Consider the following 15,426-nt stretch of genomic DNA (forward strand, 5'->3'; position numbering starts at 1 on the left):
ACAGTATTCTTCTCGATGGTCTCGGACGGGTCAGGGGGTCGGGGTGCAGGCGGCGGGGACGCGATGTGTGATCGGGGCGAGAGAGGAGTACGCCCCTGTCCACGTGAGGGTGACGTCGTAGGAGGGCGGGTCCGCAGCGGTCGGGCCCGGGATCTCCACCGGGGTGCCGAGGATGTAGGAGCCGCGAGCAGCGCCCGAGACGTTGACGACATCGCCGACGTTGTCGGGAAGGCATTCACCGAAGGTCGCATCGACGATGGTGGGGGCGGTCTGGGCGGAGATCTGCACCGCCGCCGAGCAGTAACCGGGGACGACGGAGTGGCACCCCTGCGCCGTGATCTGGCCCGGCGCGTTGTCGCGGCTGAGGGTGAAGTCCTGCCGCCTGGTGCCGTACATGTCGTACCAGACCACGAATCCGTTGCGCACCGAAATCGAGGGTCCGCGCTCGAGCGGGTAGGAGTACGCGTTGCCGCTGACGCTCGGCGTAGTGGCGACCTTGTAGCTCGCGTCGCCGTCAGGCCCCTCGACCGAGGTGAACGTGAAGACCTGGGTGGTCGAGCTCTCGCTGACGCCGTAGCCGTTCGAGGCGCACGCCTTGACGTTGTACATCTGATACTCGATCAGGCCGTCGATCGTCGGCGAGGAGGACTGCTTCTCGCCTCCGGATACCTGGAGTTCGCCGTTCGGCCCGGCCGTGCACGACACACTGCCCGAGCGCCAGGCGACGTACCTGATGTCCACGCCGCGGTCGCTGCCGTTTGCCTGCGCAGCCCCGGCGCCGGGCGAGGAGATGCTGATCGACGTGTTCGACGATGCGCCCGCGCTCGTGTTCGACGGCTCGAAGTACACCGTGCCCGCCGCGGTCACCTGGGTGCGGAACGCCCCACCCTCGTTGCCCCCGTCGCCCGTGGGCGGCTGGAACTGACTGATCGGCACGATCGTGAGGGTCTGCGGACCTGGCGCGAGAGTGAGCTGCGCCGTCGTCGTGCCGCCGGTCCGGTCGATGACCTGCCCCGTCTCCTCGACGCGGAAGGAGCGCGCATCGTCGGGCGCATCGATCGACAGCCTCACGGCGGCGCGGTTGCGATCTGTGGTCCCGGCGACATACACCGGCGCAGCCGTCGCGTTCGACACCGTCGGCGCCGCGTACGCCCAGCTCGTGTGCGCCGAGGTCGGGGCGGATGCGCCGACGGAGTTGACCGCGGATGCCGTGAACGCATGCGGTTCGCCGTTGACCAGGCCGTTCACCGTGCAGCGGTACAGGCCGCCACCGGCCGGCCCGCACGAGGCGTTCGCGGCCGCGCCGTCCTGCTGGATCGTCACGCCGGTCACCGAGGGGTGCGCGCGTCCGGCCTCACCGAGCGGCACCTCGAGCACGACGGTCGAGCGCGTGTACCCGACGGTGGTGACGCTCGCCGGCGCCTGCGGGTAGCCCTGCAGATCGAGGGTCAGGGTTCCCGTGCCGGTGCGGCCCTGAGCATCCGCCACCACGAACGGCACCACGCATTGCCCGCCGGGCGCCTGCCCGCCGCCGGGCCAGCTCGCGGTGATCGCGCGCTCTCCGGATGCGGCGAGCGTCGCGACGTCGCATCGGGCGCCGGAGCCGAGCGACACCAGCTTCAAGCCGGAGCCCTGCTTGCCCGCGAACGGATCGTACTCGCCGGCGATGTCGACGACGTCGATCGAGCAACTGGGGCTGGTCACGACGCACTGCTTCGTGAAGGTAGCCCCGCGCGGAGCATCCGGCGGCGCCGCACCGACGACCAGGCGCACGGATGCCGCGGCCTCGCCGTACTGCGAGACGGTCACCTCGACGGTTTCGGCGCTGCCGGGCCGCGCGTCGGCGTGCGCCTCGACGGTGAGCGTCGGGCCGTTCTGCGTGACCGTGAACGAAGCGCCGCTGTAGACCGTGCGGAAGTCGAGCGAACGGGCGTCGCCTTCGCGGCCGCCCTCCCAGCTCGCCATGTTCGCGTAGAGGTCGAAGTCCGCGCTCGCGCCCGGCGCGACGGTGTGGGCGATCGACGAGAGCAGCAGCTGCGGTTCGGCGGGACGGATGCTGATGGGCACGTCGATGTACGACCAGCGCTCCTGGCCCTGGAGCCGCACCGGCACGAGGCACGTGTCGGACCACGGCGATTCGCGGCCGGCGCGATAGGTCGCCTCTCCCCCGCCTGCGGGGAGGCAGACCGCGGCGGCGCGCTGCGTGGTGAACTCGCCCGTTCCGATCTCGACCGCGTCGTTCGCCGCGAGGTCGAGGTAGTCGGCCACGGTGAACGTCGCCTCGGCGTCTTCGTCGACCACGACCGGGGTCGCGCCCGGCGTGATCTGCACCTGCATGTCGTCGAACGCGGGGATGTGCAGGAACCCGTAGGCGACGACGTCGCGTCCGCCCGCGGCGGTGCCCGTGAGCTGGAACGGCACGAGGGTGCCCTCGGCCGGGGCCGCGCCGACGATGCGGTCGCCCTGCACCGAGAAGCCGGGCTGGTCGCCCCAGAGGCTGAGCTTCAGCGAGCTCGCGTCGCCCGACGGCCAGCTGACCCGGTCGGTGACGACGTCGATGCCGCGGTCGGCGAGATCATCGCGGTCGCGCGCGGTGAGCACCGTGTCGGCGACGGTGGGCTGGTCGGTCACGGCGCCATCGGTCACCGAGACGACGATGAGGCCCTGCGCGGTGCTCTGCGTGCGGCTCGACGTCACCGTGTAGAAGTAGGAGTTCGTGCCCGCCACGTCGCCCGCGCGCAGCACGACGCGTCCGTCTTCGAGCGACGTGTCGGGGTCGATCAGCGACTTCAGCCGCTCGTAGAGCGGGTTGCCGGCGACCGGCGGAGCGTTGGGCACCAATTCGGTGATCTCGAGGTCACCCTGCGCCGGGTCGAGATCGTTCGCCCGGGGGTCGAGCACGATCGGCGTCGACGACCCGGCCTCGACGCGCACGTAGTCGCTGAAGGTCACCGGCGCCGCATCGTCGATGTCGGCGTCGAGCACGCCGATCCGCACGAGTCCGGTGCCCGTCTCGCCCTGCGGATCGCGCACGGTGTAGCGGAAGGTCGCCTGGCCGCCGTCGACGCCTCCGGCCGGTGCGCGGTAGACGATCGCGTCGCCTCGCGCCGAGATCGTGGCGGTGCCGGCGCCCTTGCCGGGTTGATCGATGCCGGCGAGCACGACGCGGTCGCCGTCGCTGTCCATCCCGGTGGCGGGCACCGACAGCGAGACGGTCTGCCCGCTCAGCACCCGACCAGTGAGCGTGGTGGGCGTGGGAGCACGGTTGGTGCCCGGCGGCACGACGGTCACCGTCACCGCGCCGTCGTCGGAAAGGGAGGGGTTGCGCTCGAGCGACACCGAGTACGTGAGCCGGTACGTGCCGGGCGTCGACGGGGCGAGATAGCGGAGCGCGTTGCCGTCGGCGAAGACGAGTTCTCCCGCCTCACCCGAACCGGTCACCTCGGGCTGCACGACGAGGGGTTCGCCGCGCGGTGCGACATCGTTGGCGGTCACGTTGATGCGGGTGAGCGACCCCGCCCGCACCGTGATCGCGTCGGGGAAGACGATCGGGCGGGTGACGGTCGACGGCGGCGTGAGGAAGACGGTGACCGTTCCCTCGACGGCCGCACCCGAGCCGTCGGCGACGGTGACGCGTGCACGGCCGATCACACCCGGCTCGCCATCGTCGGTCGTGCCGTTGACGCGGATGCTCTCGTTGTTGACGACGCGCACGCTCAACTGCGGCGACGAGCTCACGGCTCCCGAGAGCATGAGCACGCGGCCCGTCGTGTTCTGCACGGCGCTGAGCACGTCGACCGTGGTGTCCTCGCCCTCGCGCACGAAGGCGGTGAGCGGAGCCATCGCGAGGGGAGCCGCCCCGTCGACCGCCGTGATGCGGATCACGGCCGACTGCTCGGCCTGCGTCGTGGCATCCTGCGCGGTGTACGTCACGACGTACTGACCGGGCTCGGCGACCGTGAGCTCGACGTCGCCGGAGGCGAGGTTCGGCGCGACCTCGAGGCCCGCCGCCGTCGCCGCCGTCTGCACGGCGTCGACCAGGCGGTACGACCCGGAGCCCCCGGAGAGGTGATCGGAGATGCGGATCGACTGGGGCTCCCCCACCCGCGCGGTCAGCGCGACCGGGGAGGCGAGCAGCGCGGGGCTGCCGGTGACCTGCACGTCGAGGGTCTTCTCGGCGCGCGCACCGTGCACGTCTTCGACCACGACGGTCACGGGGATGACAGCATCCGAGGCGTTCGGGTCGGTGTGGCGGATCGCGACCCGACCGTCGGCCATGGGAACGACCATCACGGGGGCGGCGGAGTCGGTCTCGTAGGCGTCGACGAGCACGAAGGGATCGCCCTCGGGGTCGACCCACCCCGACAGCGCCGAGACGACCGTGCTACCGCCCGGGAGCAGCTGCGGTGTCGGCCACTCCTGCTGGCACGCGTCGACACCGCACCAGACCGGGGCGGAATTCACCCCGGGATCGACGACGGTGAGCGTGACGGTGGCGGGCGGCGACACCGCGGCCCCGTCGGTCACCGCGTACGTGAAGGAGGTCTGCCCGCTCGTCGCGGTCACGTCGACGACGAGCGACTGTCCGTCGGACACGAGCGACAGCCGACCGAAGCCGTCGTCGCCGAGCCCCGCCGACACCGACTCGGGGTCGATCGTCAGGACGTCCTTCTTGTTCGGATCGTGGTCGTTGAGAAGCACGGGCAGGATGACCTGCTCGCCGGCCCGCACGCCGAACGAGTCGTCGACGGCGACGGGCGGCATCTGCTCCGCCACGTCCTCGACGATGATCGTGCCCTCCTGCTGCTCGGTGTCATCTTCGATCGCCCACTGCTCGAGCGGGATGAGCACGCCGTCCGGTGCGGTCCAGAGCAGACCGGTGCCGATCTCGCTGAGCACCGCGCGGTCGCCGTTGCCCTGGAAGACCGGTTCGATGGTCGCGGACTCGAGCGCGTCGTCGGGGACGGACAGCGAGGTGGTCTCGCCGTCGGCCCACAGGGTGCCGGACCCGGTGTCGAGCCAGGCGGCGTAGGTCGTCTTGCCGACGACGACAGGGCGCGCGGGGACGCCGGATGCTTCGGCGATACGCTCCGAGTCGCCCGAGGCGAGCGCCACCGAGACGAGACCGTCGGAGTCCGCGACGACGACGTCGTCACCGGATGCCGCGCCCGCCTGCAGTCGTGCGCCCTCGGCGACGTCGATCGTGATCGGGGCGTCGGCGCCCGACGTCCAGAGTCGCCCTTCCGCGGACTGGAGCATCGCCCAGCGATCGCCGACCACGGTGAGCTCGAGACCGTCACCGCCCTCGGGGGCGTCGGACACCTCGGCACCGTCACCGAGGAACCGGTGCTCATCGATGTCGAACCGGCGCACCGCGCCCTCTTCGGCAGAGTAGAGCGCGAGCACGCCCTCGGGCGAGAGGCCGATCGCATCGGCCGTGTACGACGGCGGGTCCTCGCCCTCCTCGACCTCGACCGCGGCGAAGGGGTCGACCAGAGCCGTGCCCGCCCCCGCGTCGAGGGTGGTGACCGAGACCTGTCCGGTGTCGGTGCGATAGGCCGCGTACGGCCCGGCCGACACGATCTCGCGGGTTCCGGCCGGGGTCGGCTCGGAGGCGAGAGGAGTGCCCTCGTCGCCGGCATCCGCGATCAGGTCTCCGGGGCTCGCGGGATCGAGGTCCCAACGCTGGCGGTTGCCCTGCGCGTAGAGCACGGCCGAGGAACCGCTCTGCCACACGGCTTCGGGATCGTCGACGTTGCGCACCGTGTCGATCTCGGCGAGATCGGTGTTGACCCGTGCGTACTGGCCGCTGTCGCGCATGACCCAGACGGCCGATTCCAGACGAGGTACCTCCTGCGACTGGTAGCCCTGCGCCGTGACGGCGAGGGTGACGACCACGGCGAGAGCCGCGACGCCCGAGATCGCGGCGATGACGCGCCCGCGGGAGCGGGGCTTCGTCGCGGTGCGGTCGCGGTCGCCGATCGCCATCACAGGACCCCGGTGAGGAAGAGGATGCCGACGCCCGCGCCCGCGATCACGACGGCGCCCACGAGCGCGCCGATCACTCCGGCGACGAGCGGAGAGCGCGACGGGGCCCGGGTCGCGACCGGCAGGTCGTCGCGGTCACGGGCAGCGCCCTGCTGCTTCGCGGCGCGTGCGGCGCGACGGGAGTCGGGAGCGACGGTGGTGACGACGGGGCCGCGGGGCGCGGCATCCGAGAAACTGACCGGCGAGGCCGCGGCCCACTCGGCGGATGCCGCTTCGAAGGCGGTGGGCGCGATGCCGAGCTCGTACTGCGCATGACGCAGACGGTCGGCGAACGCCGCCATGCTCGGGAACCGGCGCGCCGGATCCTTCTCCATCGCCGTGGCGAGGATCTCGTCGATGACCTTCGGCATGCCCGCGATCGGCAGCGGTGTGTACTTGGCCTTCACGATGCGCTGCGTGAGCAGCTCACGCGTGTTCGACGCACGGTCGTCACGCTCGAAGGGGCTGCGGCTGGAGAGGAGGGTGTACAGCGTCGCCCCGAGGCTCCAGACCTCGCTGGGCACCGAGCCCGACACCTTCTCCTGCAGCACCTCGGGGGCGCTCCACGGGATCGACATCGCGATGGTCTCGGAGTCGCCCTCGTCGAGCACCGCGGCCGCGATGCCGAAGTCGGCGAGCACCGGGGCACCGAGCGAGTTGATGAGCACGTTCGAGGGCTTGATGTCGCGATGCAGCAGCCCCGCCCGGTGCACGGTCTCGAGCGCGCCGGCGATGCGCACGCCGATGTCGAGCACCTCGGCGAGCGGCAGCGGTGCCTTCTTGTAGCGGGCACTCATCGTGTCGGGGCAGTACTCCATCGCGAAGTACGGGCGCCCGTCCGACGAGATCGACGCCTGATAGATCGTGACGATCGACGGATGCGCGCTGAGGCGGGCGGAGATGTCGGCCTCGACGTTGAACGCGCGCAGCACGTCGGAGTTCACGGCATCCGCCAGCAGCACCTTCACCGCGGCGACGCGGCGGGGCATGTCCTGCTCGTAGAGGAAGACGTCGGCGAACCCACCGGAGCCCAGCGGGCGCACGTAGCTGTAGCCCGACAGCACCGGAGGCGTGGAGGCAATCCGCTTCGCCACTCGCCCTCCCCCGGGAATTGTCATCGACGGGGGTCGCATCGAAAGCGCCGCGGCACGAGCGCACCGCGGGTTCCCCCGCGCACGAGTATAACCGCGACCGGCGACGCGCTCAGGCGCGCCAGCATCCCTCGATGTGATCGTCGACCATTCCCGCCGACTGCATCAGCGCGTACATGGTCGTCGCACCGACGAAGCGGAACCCCCGCTTGCGCAGTTCCTTGCTCATCGCGGTCGACTCCGCGGTCACCGCCGGCACATCGGCGAACGACGCCGGGCGGGTGTCGGATGCCGGCGGCGCGAACGACCACATCAGCTCATCGAGCTCGCCCTCGGCCATGCCGCGCACGAGCTGCGCATTGCCGATCGTCGCCAGGATCTTGGCTCGGTTGCGGATGATGCCGGCGTCGCCCATCAGGCGCTCGACGTCGTCGTCGCCGAACTCGGCGACGACCGCCGGGTCGAACCCCGCGAACACCTCGCGGAATCGCGGGCGCTTGCGCAGGATCGTGATCCACGACAGACCGGCCTGGAAGCCCTCGAGCGCCATCTTCTCGAAGAGCGCCCGATTGCCGTGAAGCGGGGTCCCCCACTCCTCATCGTGATAGCGGCGGTACTCGGCGTCGTCACCCACCCAGCCGCAGCGCGCGCGTTCGTCGGGACCGGTGATCAACGAGCTCATGCCCTCACGCTAGCGGCGGCCACCGACACGGCCCCTCGCGGTGGGGCGCTTCGACAGGCTCAGCGACCCAGTGAGGGCTCAGCGACCCAAAGCACTGGGTCCCTGAGCTTGTCGAAGGGCCCACCCCGCGGACCTCAGTCGGCGAAGGTGGAGGCGTCGATCACGAAGCGGTAGCGCACGTCCGACGCGAGCACACGCTCGTAGGCGGCGTTGATGTCGGATGCCGGGATCACCTCGATCTCGGCGGCGATGCCCTTCTCGGCGCAGAAGTCGAGCATCTCCTGCGTCTCGCGGATGCCGCCGATGTTGGAGCCGGAGATCGACTTGCGTCCGCCGATGAGCGATCCGACGAACAGGGGAAGCGCATCGGACGGCATCCCCACGCACACCATCGCCCCGTCGACATCGAGCATTCCCAGGTACGACCGCAGATCGATCGGCGCGCTGACCGTATTGAGGATCATGTCGAACGAGCCGCGCAGCGAACGGAACGTGTCGTCGTCGCTCGTCGCGTAGTAGTGGTCGGCGCCCAGGCGCAGACCGTCGTCCTTCTTACTCAGCGTCTGGGAGAGAACGGTGACCTCCGCTCCGAGCGCGTGAGCGATCTGCACACCCATGTGACCGAGCCCGCCGAGACCCACGACCGCCACCCGCGAATCCGGCCCGACCTCCGCGTGCCGCAGGGGCGAGTAGGTCGTGATGCCCGCGCACAGCAGGGGCGCGACGACATCGAGCGCGAGCGCATCCGGGATCCTCACGACGAAGCCCTCCGTCACGACGACCTTCTCGGAGTAGCCGCCCTGCGTGATCGTGCCGTCGCGGTCGACGCTGCCGTAGGTGAAGACGGCGCCGTTGCGGCAGAACTGCTCCTCGCCGCGCCGGCACTGGTCGCACTCCCCACAGGAGTTGACCATGCAGCCGACACCGACGCGGTCGCCGACCGCGTGCTTCGTGACCTCGGCACCGATGGCCGCGACCGTGCCGGTGATCTCGTGTCCCGGCGCGAGAGGGTACTCGCGGGCACCCCAGTCGCCCCGCACCGTGTGGATGTCGGAGTGGCAGATGCCGGCGAAGGCGACATCGATCAGAACATCGTGGGGGCCGAGCTCTCGCCGCTCGATCGTCGTCTTCTCGAGGGGCGCGGCTTCGGAGGGGGCGGCATAGGCGTTCACGCGGGTCATGCACACGACGTTACCCGCGCCGCCTGTCCCCTCTTCTCAGAGTCGCGTCTTCTCAGAGTCGCGTCTTCTCAGAGTCGCGGACCGCGGATCGCCGTCATCAGCAAACGCACGCCGAAGCTGGTCACGGCCACGCCGACGATCGCGCAGAAGACCATGGGCGGCCAGGCCCAGATCTCGGTGTTGCGCCAGGGGATCGTGTCGGTCAGCACCCACTCGACTCGGATGCCGACGGCCACCACGGCGACGAGGAAGACCGCGCCGAACAGGATCACCACGGTGCAGGCGAGCACTCGCCCGGCCCGGGACGGCGCCGGGAGCGGAGCGTCGTCGTCGGGCGTGCCGTCATCGAGTGACGAATAGTCGACCTCGCGACGGAAGTACCGCCAGAGAAAGCTCATGCCGACGATTATCCCGTCTTCCGCGCAACGCCCCCGAGTCGATACGGTGAGCACGAGACTCTGGAGGGGAAGTCCCATGCACCGATCGTCCGCGCTCGCGCGTGTCCTGACCGTCATCGTCGCCGTGGTTCTCGCGCCCGTCGGCGCCGGACTCCTCGCCGGAGGGGGCCGGGTCTGGATGTCCTCGGTCTTCCAGTACGCCCGTGAGCTCGACCTCGCGGAGCTGGCCGGACCGACCGCACTGCAGGCCCTCGGCATCCTGCTGCTCGTCGCCGTGGTGATCACGGGGATCTGGAGCTCGGCGGGTCTCATCGCGGTCGGCGTGCTCTCCCTCGCACCGATCGTCTTCGCGATGTTCCCGGCCGCGCTGATCACCTCGCAGCGCGCGGTTCGCCTCCCCCTCGAGTGGACCGACGGCATCATCTACGGCGTGCCGCTCGTGCTCTTCCCCGCGCTCGGAACGATGGGGGTGGTCCTGGCCCTCGCGCGTCGACGCCCCGAGCCCAAGGGTGCGGGCCTCGGCATCGTCGGCGGCATCCTCGCCCCCGTCCTGCTCGCTTTCGGCGCGGGACTCCTCGCCTGGGGGATCGGAACCGGGATGCTGTACGCCTACCAGCGCTTCGAGATGGCCGTGCAACCCCTCGCCGTGGCCGCCGTGCTGGGTGGCGTGATCCTCGTGGTGATCGGGATCGCGGTGACGCGCTGGTCGCCGTTCGCGCTCCTGCTGCCCGCGCTCGCGCTTCTCGTGGTCAACGCGCTCGTGCTTCTCCCCGACGTGTTCTTCCCTGCGCTGTTCCCGTTGCCGCGGGAGATCAGCAGCACGCTCCCGGCCCTTCTGCTCTTCGGCACCGGCACGGCAGCGGCTTTCTTGTACCTCTCTTATTCGTTCGTGCTGCAACGGGTGCGCTCGCGGGCGCAGCAGACCCCGGCAGCCCCGGTCGCGGCTTCGTCGTCCGGGCAGTTCCCGGGTCAGCATCCGATCTACCCGCCGTCGCCCGCGCAGTACTTCCCGGGAACGGGGATGGGTCCTGCGGCGAACTCCCCGGCGATTCCGACCTACCCGCCCGCCCCGGGCACCGGTCCGACCCGTTCATAACTCCGGAGAATCGACGAAAAGGGCCCGATCACGCCGATCGGGCCCTTTTCCATGCAGTTCCTCCGGAGTTGTGAACCGCGACTCAGCGCTTCTTCGCGGCGCGCAGCGCCTTCTCCTGGATCGGAGCCTCGCCGGAGGCCGCGAGGTCGGCGTAGTACGCGCGGGCCTCGTCCTGCCGGGCCTTCTCGGCACCCGAGGCGATCGGCGCGCGCACGTGCTCGGGCTCGTAGCCGAACGCGTTCACGAGGTCGAGCGCGTGCGGCCGCAGGCGCGCGCAGAGCCTGTCGATGTAGCTCGACACCGCCGCGGCGCGCTGCATCGACAGACGCCCGTTGATCAGGTGCCAGGCGAGGTGCTTCTCGATGAGCTGCAGGCCGAAGAGGTCGCGCAGCCACGTGAGCACGGCCTTCGTCTGCTCGTCGTCGACGGTGTGCACGGCATCCGTGAACGCCTCCCACTGCAGCAGCTCGCCGTGAGCGCGGGCCGCTTCGATGAGCTCGGCCTGGTTCTCGTTGAACAGGCGGGCGCCGAGCGCCTTGTCCTTCGCACCGGGACGCAGCCGGTTCGCGATGTCGGCGACCATCTGCTGCACGCGCTCGGTGAGCAACTGGTGCTGCTGCTCCTCGCGCAGTCCGTTCTCGACCGACCGCGAGACCTGTCCGAGGTCGGCGACCGACTGACCGAACTGGCGCAGTCCCGCACCGTGGAAGAGCTTGCCGGCGGTCATCCCCACCGCGTACTTGGCGAGGGCAGCGGCATCCTTGCCCTTGAACTGGCTCGCGTAGTCGGTGAGCAGGCGCTTGCCGACGAGCTGCAGGAGCACGTTGTTGTCGCCCTCGAAGGTGACGTAGATGTCGAGGTCGGCGCGCAGTCCGACGAGACGGTTCTCGAACATGAAGCCCGCACCGCCGCACGCCTCGCGCGCCTCCTGCAGCGTGTCGAGCGCATGCCAGGTCGACAGCGGCTTGAGCGCTGCGGCGAGGGTCTCGAGGTCTTCGCGGTCGTCCGGGGTGTCGGTGCGCCCCGAGAAGACGCCGTCGAACTTCCGCAGGAACTCGTCGTGCGCGAAGATCTGCGCGTAGGTCGTGGCCAGGCGCGGCAGCAGGCGGCGCTGGTGCTTGCCGTAGTCGAGCAGCACGACCTCCTGCCCGTCGACGCCGTCGAACTGGCGACGCTGGGTCGCATACGTGATCGCGATGTGCAGGCCGAGGGCGGATGCCCAGGATGCCGCACCGTCGAGCGAGACGCGCCCCTGCACGAGGGTGCCGAGCATCGTGAAGAAGCGACGACCGGGGCTGTCGATGGCGCTGGTGTAGGTGCCGTCGACGGCGACGTCGCCGTACTTGTTGAGCAGGTTGGTGCGCGGGATGCGCACCTGATCGAAGCTCAGGCGCCCGTTGTCGATGCCGTTGAGTCCGCCCTTGAGTCCGTCGTCCTCACGGCCGATGCCGGGGAGATCGACGCCGTCGTCTCCGCGCAGCGGCACGTAGAAGCAGTGCACGCCGTGGTTCACACCGTTCGTGATGAGCTGCGCGAACACGGTCGCGGCGATGCCGTGCAGTCCCGCGTTGCCGAGGTACTCCTTCGTCGCTCCGCGGAACGGGGTGTGGATGACGAACTCGCAGGTTTCGGGGTCGTAGGTCGCGGTGGTGCCGACCGCGGCGACGTCCGATCCGTGTCCGATCTCGGTCATCGCGAACGCGCCGGGAATCGAGAGGTCCATGATGCCGGGCAGCCACTTCTCGTGGTGCTCCTTCGTGCCGAGCTGCAGCACGGCCGATCCGAAGAGACCCCACTGCACACCCGACTTGATCTGCAGGCTGGGATCGGCAACGACGAGCTCTTCGAAGCTCGCGATGTTGGCGCCGTTGTTCTCCTCGCCGCCGAGCGACTTCGGGAACGCCCGGTGCACGGCCTTCTTCTCGACGAGCAGGTGCAGCTGGCTGAGAACGCGCTCGCGGTGCTCGTCCTTGCCGAGGTCGTCCTGCCGCCAGAAGGCGGAGTCCTTGATCATCTCGCGGGCCTCGCGGCGGGTGTCGCCCCAGGTCCCCAGCAGGAGATCGTTGACGCGGGCGACATCGATGGCGGGGCTGGTGGCCTCGACGATCGGGGTCTTCGTGGTGCGGACGGCGGCGTCGACCATGAGCATTCCTCTCGGAGAAGAAGGTGGAGTGCTCTTATCGTAGAACTCCGACAACTTCGGGCGAAGTCACCTGTGCATCCTCTCCAACGGCCTGTCGGGATGTGCCCGCGTCGGGTTGTCGGTTGCTCACAGTCCGGCGTCGCTTCCACCTCCGCACGACCCAGAGCTGCGCCTTGCGCCAGGTCACGTCGCGCACGAAGATCATGTCGCTGAAGATCATCACGAGCGAGAAGAACGGCAGCGACATCAGGATGCCGATGCCCGCGTGCATGCCCGTGATCGCGATCAGTCCGAAGATGCGCGTCCAGCGGTTGAGGAGCGTCAGCGGGAAGAGCAGTTGCATGTAGACGCTCAGCCACGAGGCGATGAAGATCGCCGGGGTCACGTGCCAGGCGATCTCGTTGAGCCAGGGGAACAGGATGAACTGCTCGAGACGCAACGGGTAGTAGGCGGCGATGCCCTCGGTCCACATCGACCCCTGCAGCTTCCACAGCGCGCTGGTGATGTAGACGATGCACAGCTGCGCGCCGATGAGGATGACGGCGACGTTGTTCGACAGCACCGGCACCCAGCGCGGCAGCACATGGCCGCGGAACGAGAGCGGATGCTCGTCACGGGTGATCCGTCGACGGCGCGCATCGAGCGACCAGCGCCGCGACGTGTCGGCGAGCAGGAGGAAGAGGAGCATCACCCGGAACGTCTGGTAGTGGCCGGTGTTGAGCACGAGCGGGTTCGTCGACGCGTAGCCGAGCCACAGCACGACGAAGAGCGGAGCGATGATCCGCATCCGCCAGCCCAGCAGGTAGGCGACCGCGACCGCGAGCAGCAGGGCGAGCTTGAGGTAGGTGAACCAGTCCGGATCGCTGCGCGAGAACAGGATCGAGATCGGCCAGATGTAGGTGTTCACCCCGCTCGGCCGATACAGCGACTCCCCCCAGCGCGATCCTTCACCGAAGGTATAGGAGTAGTCCGGCAGATAGAGCAGGATGCTGACGATCGTGAGTCCCGCGAAACCGATGCGCATCACGGCGAGGCCGTAGGTCGCGTGGCGGCGATCGAGCAGCCAGTGGAGCAACGAGTCCCCGAGTCGGGTGACCGCGTTCATTCGGCATCCTCCTCGTCGCCGGTCAGCGAGCCGGTCACGCCGGCCGCTTCGGCCCAGTGAAGGAACGTACGCGCGAACGCGTCTTCGCTCTGCTGCGACCAATCGAGCACGGGGCGCCAGCCCAGCTGCGTATAAGAGGAGTCGGGGCGAACGGCATCCGGGTCGTTGCGGTCGTCCCACCGGATCACCGGACTGTAGACCGACCGGGTCTGCACGGCGAGGATCTCGCCGTCGTCGCCCCAGAGTGCGCGCGCCGCCTGCGTCGCGTACGACGTCGTGTAGTTCGTGGCGCGGATGAAGGAACGCACATCACCCGCGTTCGCGTCGTCGGCCGCGAGCAGAGCCTCGTTCAGTTCGGCCAGATCCGGGCTCGTGTGGAAGTTCTCCTCGACGACCGCCTTCTGCGCCTCGGTGAGCTTGCCGAACGAGGTCATGAGCTGCTCGGCACCGATCACCGTGAGCTGCTTGCGCAGCACGCGGCGGTACGGTTCGGCGAGTTCGATGGCCGTGACGTCGACCCACTTCGTCTCGACCCGCTCGCCGTCCGGCGTCTCGACCCACGCCCGCACCCAGAGGTTGCGGTCGGCGCTGGCCGGGTCGGGGGCGAAGATCCGGTAGTCCTGCACGAAGTAGGGCCGGATCCAGGCATCCGCCGCCCGACCCGGCAGCGCCTCGTATTTGACCTCCGTCGACGGGACGTTGAACACGGCGGTGAGAGCGATGTGCACCGCCGCCAGGAGGAGCGCTGCCGCGCTGGCGACTTTGGCCGCCTTCGGAATCGGCTGCGCTCTCGTCGACGTGTGGGTCATCTGCGTCCTCTGCTCGGCCTGCTGCGGAGACGTACGGCGGCACCCGAGCCGGGGGATCCCGGGTGCCGCCGATCGTGATCGGTCACGTCTTCGACGTCACCGACATCCGCCTCCTTCGCGCGCCGGCCGCGAGGGCCGCACCGGCCAACAGGAACGCCAGGCCCCAGACCAGCGACGGTCCGGATTCCGCACCCGTGGTCGCCAGACCCGACGGGGTCACTCGGAACTGGATGGAGACCGATCCGGACTCCGCTCCGGTGAGCGTCACGGTGTGGATGCCGAGATCCTGCGTTGCCGGGATCGTCCAGGTGAACGTCACCTGGCCGGCCGCGTTCGCGACCTGCGTGCCGAGGTCGAGCGGCGCGGACTGCATGACGCCCGTCACCACCTCACCCGGCCGGAACCCGGTTCCCGTCGCGGACTGGGACTCGCCCTGTGCGCGCTGCGGGTAGAGGATCGTGATCCCGAGCTCGGAACCCGGATCGGTTCCGGTGTCCGTACCCGTGTCGGTTCCGGTGTCGGTACCGGTGTCCGTGTCCGTGTCGGTGCCGGGGTCAGCGCCCGGATCCGTGTCGGTGTCGGTTCCCGGATCCGTGTCCGTAGCGGTGTCCGTGTCCGTACCGGTGTCGGTATCCGTACCCGTGTCGGTGTCCGTACCCGTGTCGGTATCCGTACCCGTGTCCGTGTCCGTACCCGTGTCGGTATCCGTACCCGTGTCGGTATCCGTACCCGTGTCCGTGTCCGTACCCGTGTCCGTGTCCGTACCCGTGTCGGTATCCGTACCCGTGTCGGTGTCCGTACCCGTGTCCGTGTCCGTGTCCGTCCCCGGATCAGTGTCCGTGTCCGTACCCGTGTCCGTGTCCGTGTCCGTCCCCGGATCAGTGTCCGTGTCCG

Annotated in this window: 9 protein-coding genes and 1 pseudogene; 1 reads left to right on the top strand and 9 read right to left on the bottom strand. The window is 69.6% G+C overall.

Annotation, left to right across the window (positions count from 1 at the left end):
* Window positions 1–30: 30 nt before the first annotated feature.
* The 5 genes from ACTJKK_RS12510 to ACTJKK_RS12530 form a co-directional block, all read right to left on the bottom strand.
* On the bottom strand, window positions 31–5,988 hold the full coding sequence (locus ACTJKK_RS12510) for an Ig-like domain-containing protein (protein WP_440748231.1): 5,958 nt from the start codon (window positions 5,986–5,988) through the stop codon (window positions 31–33).
* Entirely contained in the window at window positions 5,988–7,121 is a 1,134-nt protein-coding gene (locus ACTJKK_RS12515) for a serine/threonine-protein kinase (RefSeq protein WP_440748232.1), read from the bottom strand. The genes ACTJKK_RS12510 and ACTJKK_RS12515 overlap by 1 nt, the downstream gene beginning before the upstream one ends.
* A 109-nt stretch (window positions 7,122–7,230) precedes the next feature.
* The gene (locus tag ACTJKK_RS12520) at window positions 7,231–7,800 is read right to left on the bottom strand and encodes a DNA-3-methyladenine glycosylase I (protein WP_247955499.1); all 570 of its coding nucleotides are present in this window, start codon (window positions 7,798–7,800) and stop codon (window positions 7,231–7,233) included.
* A 134-nt stretch (window positions 7,801–7,934) separates the two neighbouring features.
* Window positions 7,935–8,981: an NAD(P)-dependent alcohol dehydrogenase gene (locus ACTJKK_RS12525; RefSeq protein WP_440748233.1), complete on the bottom strand. Its 1,047-nt coding sequence runs from the start codon at window positions 8,979–8,981 to the stop codon at window positions 7,935–7,937.
* A 68-nt stretch (window positions 8,982–9,049) separates the two neighbouring features.
* Complete coding sequence (locus ACTJKK_RS12530; RefSeq protein WP_400441624.1) at window positions 9,050–9,379, bottom strand: hypothetical protein; 330 nt, start codon at window positions 9,377–9,379, stop codon at window positions 9,050–9,052.
* A gap of 76 nt (window positions 9,380–9,455) precedes the next feature.
* Between ACTJKK_RS12530 and ACTJKK_RS12535 the strand changes: the two genes are divergently transcribed.
* Window positions 9,456–10,475, top strand: a complete 1,020-nt coding sequence (locus ACTJKK_RS12535) for a hypothetical protein (RefSeq protein WP_440748234.1) — start codon at window positions 9,456–9,458, stop codon at window positions 10,473–10,475.
* A gap of 82 nt (window positions 10,476–10,557) precedes the next feature.
* Here the strand turns inward: ACTJKK_RS12535 and ACTJKK_RS12540 are convergent, their stop codons facing one another.
* The 4 genes and pseudogenes from ACTJKK_RS12540 to ACTJKK_RS12555 form a co-directional block, all read right to left on the bottom strand.
* Window positions 10,558–12,618, bottom strand: coding sequence for an acyl-CoA dehydrogenase family protein (locus ACTJKK_RS12540; RefSeq protein WP_440748235.1), 2,061 nt, complete (start codon window positions 12,616–12,618; stop codon window positions 10,558–10,560).
* A gap of 34 nt (window positions 12,619–12,652) precedes the next feature.
* Window positions 12,653–13,723, bottom strand: coding sequence for an HTTM domain-containing protein (locus tag ACTJKK_RS12545; RefSeq protein ID WP_440748236.1), 1,071 nt, complete (start codon window positions 13,721–13,723; stop codon window positions 12,653–12,655).
* Entirely contained in the window at window positions 13,720–14,532 is an 813-nt protein-coding gene (locus ACTJKK_RS12550) for a DUF5819 family protein (protein ID WP_247623557.1), read from the bottom strand. The genes ACTJKK_RS12545 and ACTJKK_RS12550 overlap by 4 nt, the downstream gene beginning before the upstream one ends.
* An 82-nt stretch (window positions 14,533–14,614) precedes the next feature.
* Window positions 14,615–15,426: pseudogene (locus tag ACTJKK_RS12555) on the bottom strand (hypothetical protein); the annotation flags it as partial.

This window comes from Microbacterium sp. 22179, from assembly GCF_052045715.1.
GTDB lineage: Bacteria > Actinomycetota > Actinomycetes > Actinomycetales > Microbacteriaceae > Microbacterium > Microbacterium galbinum.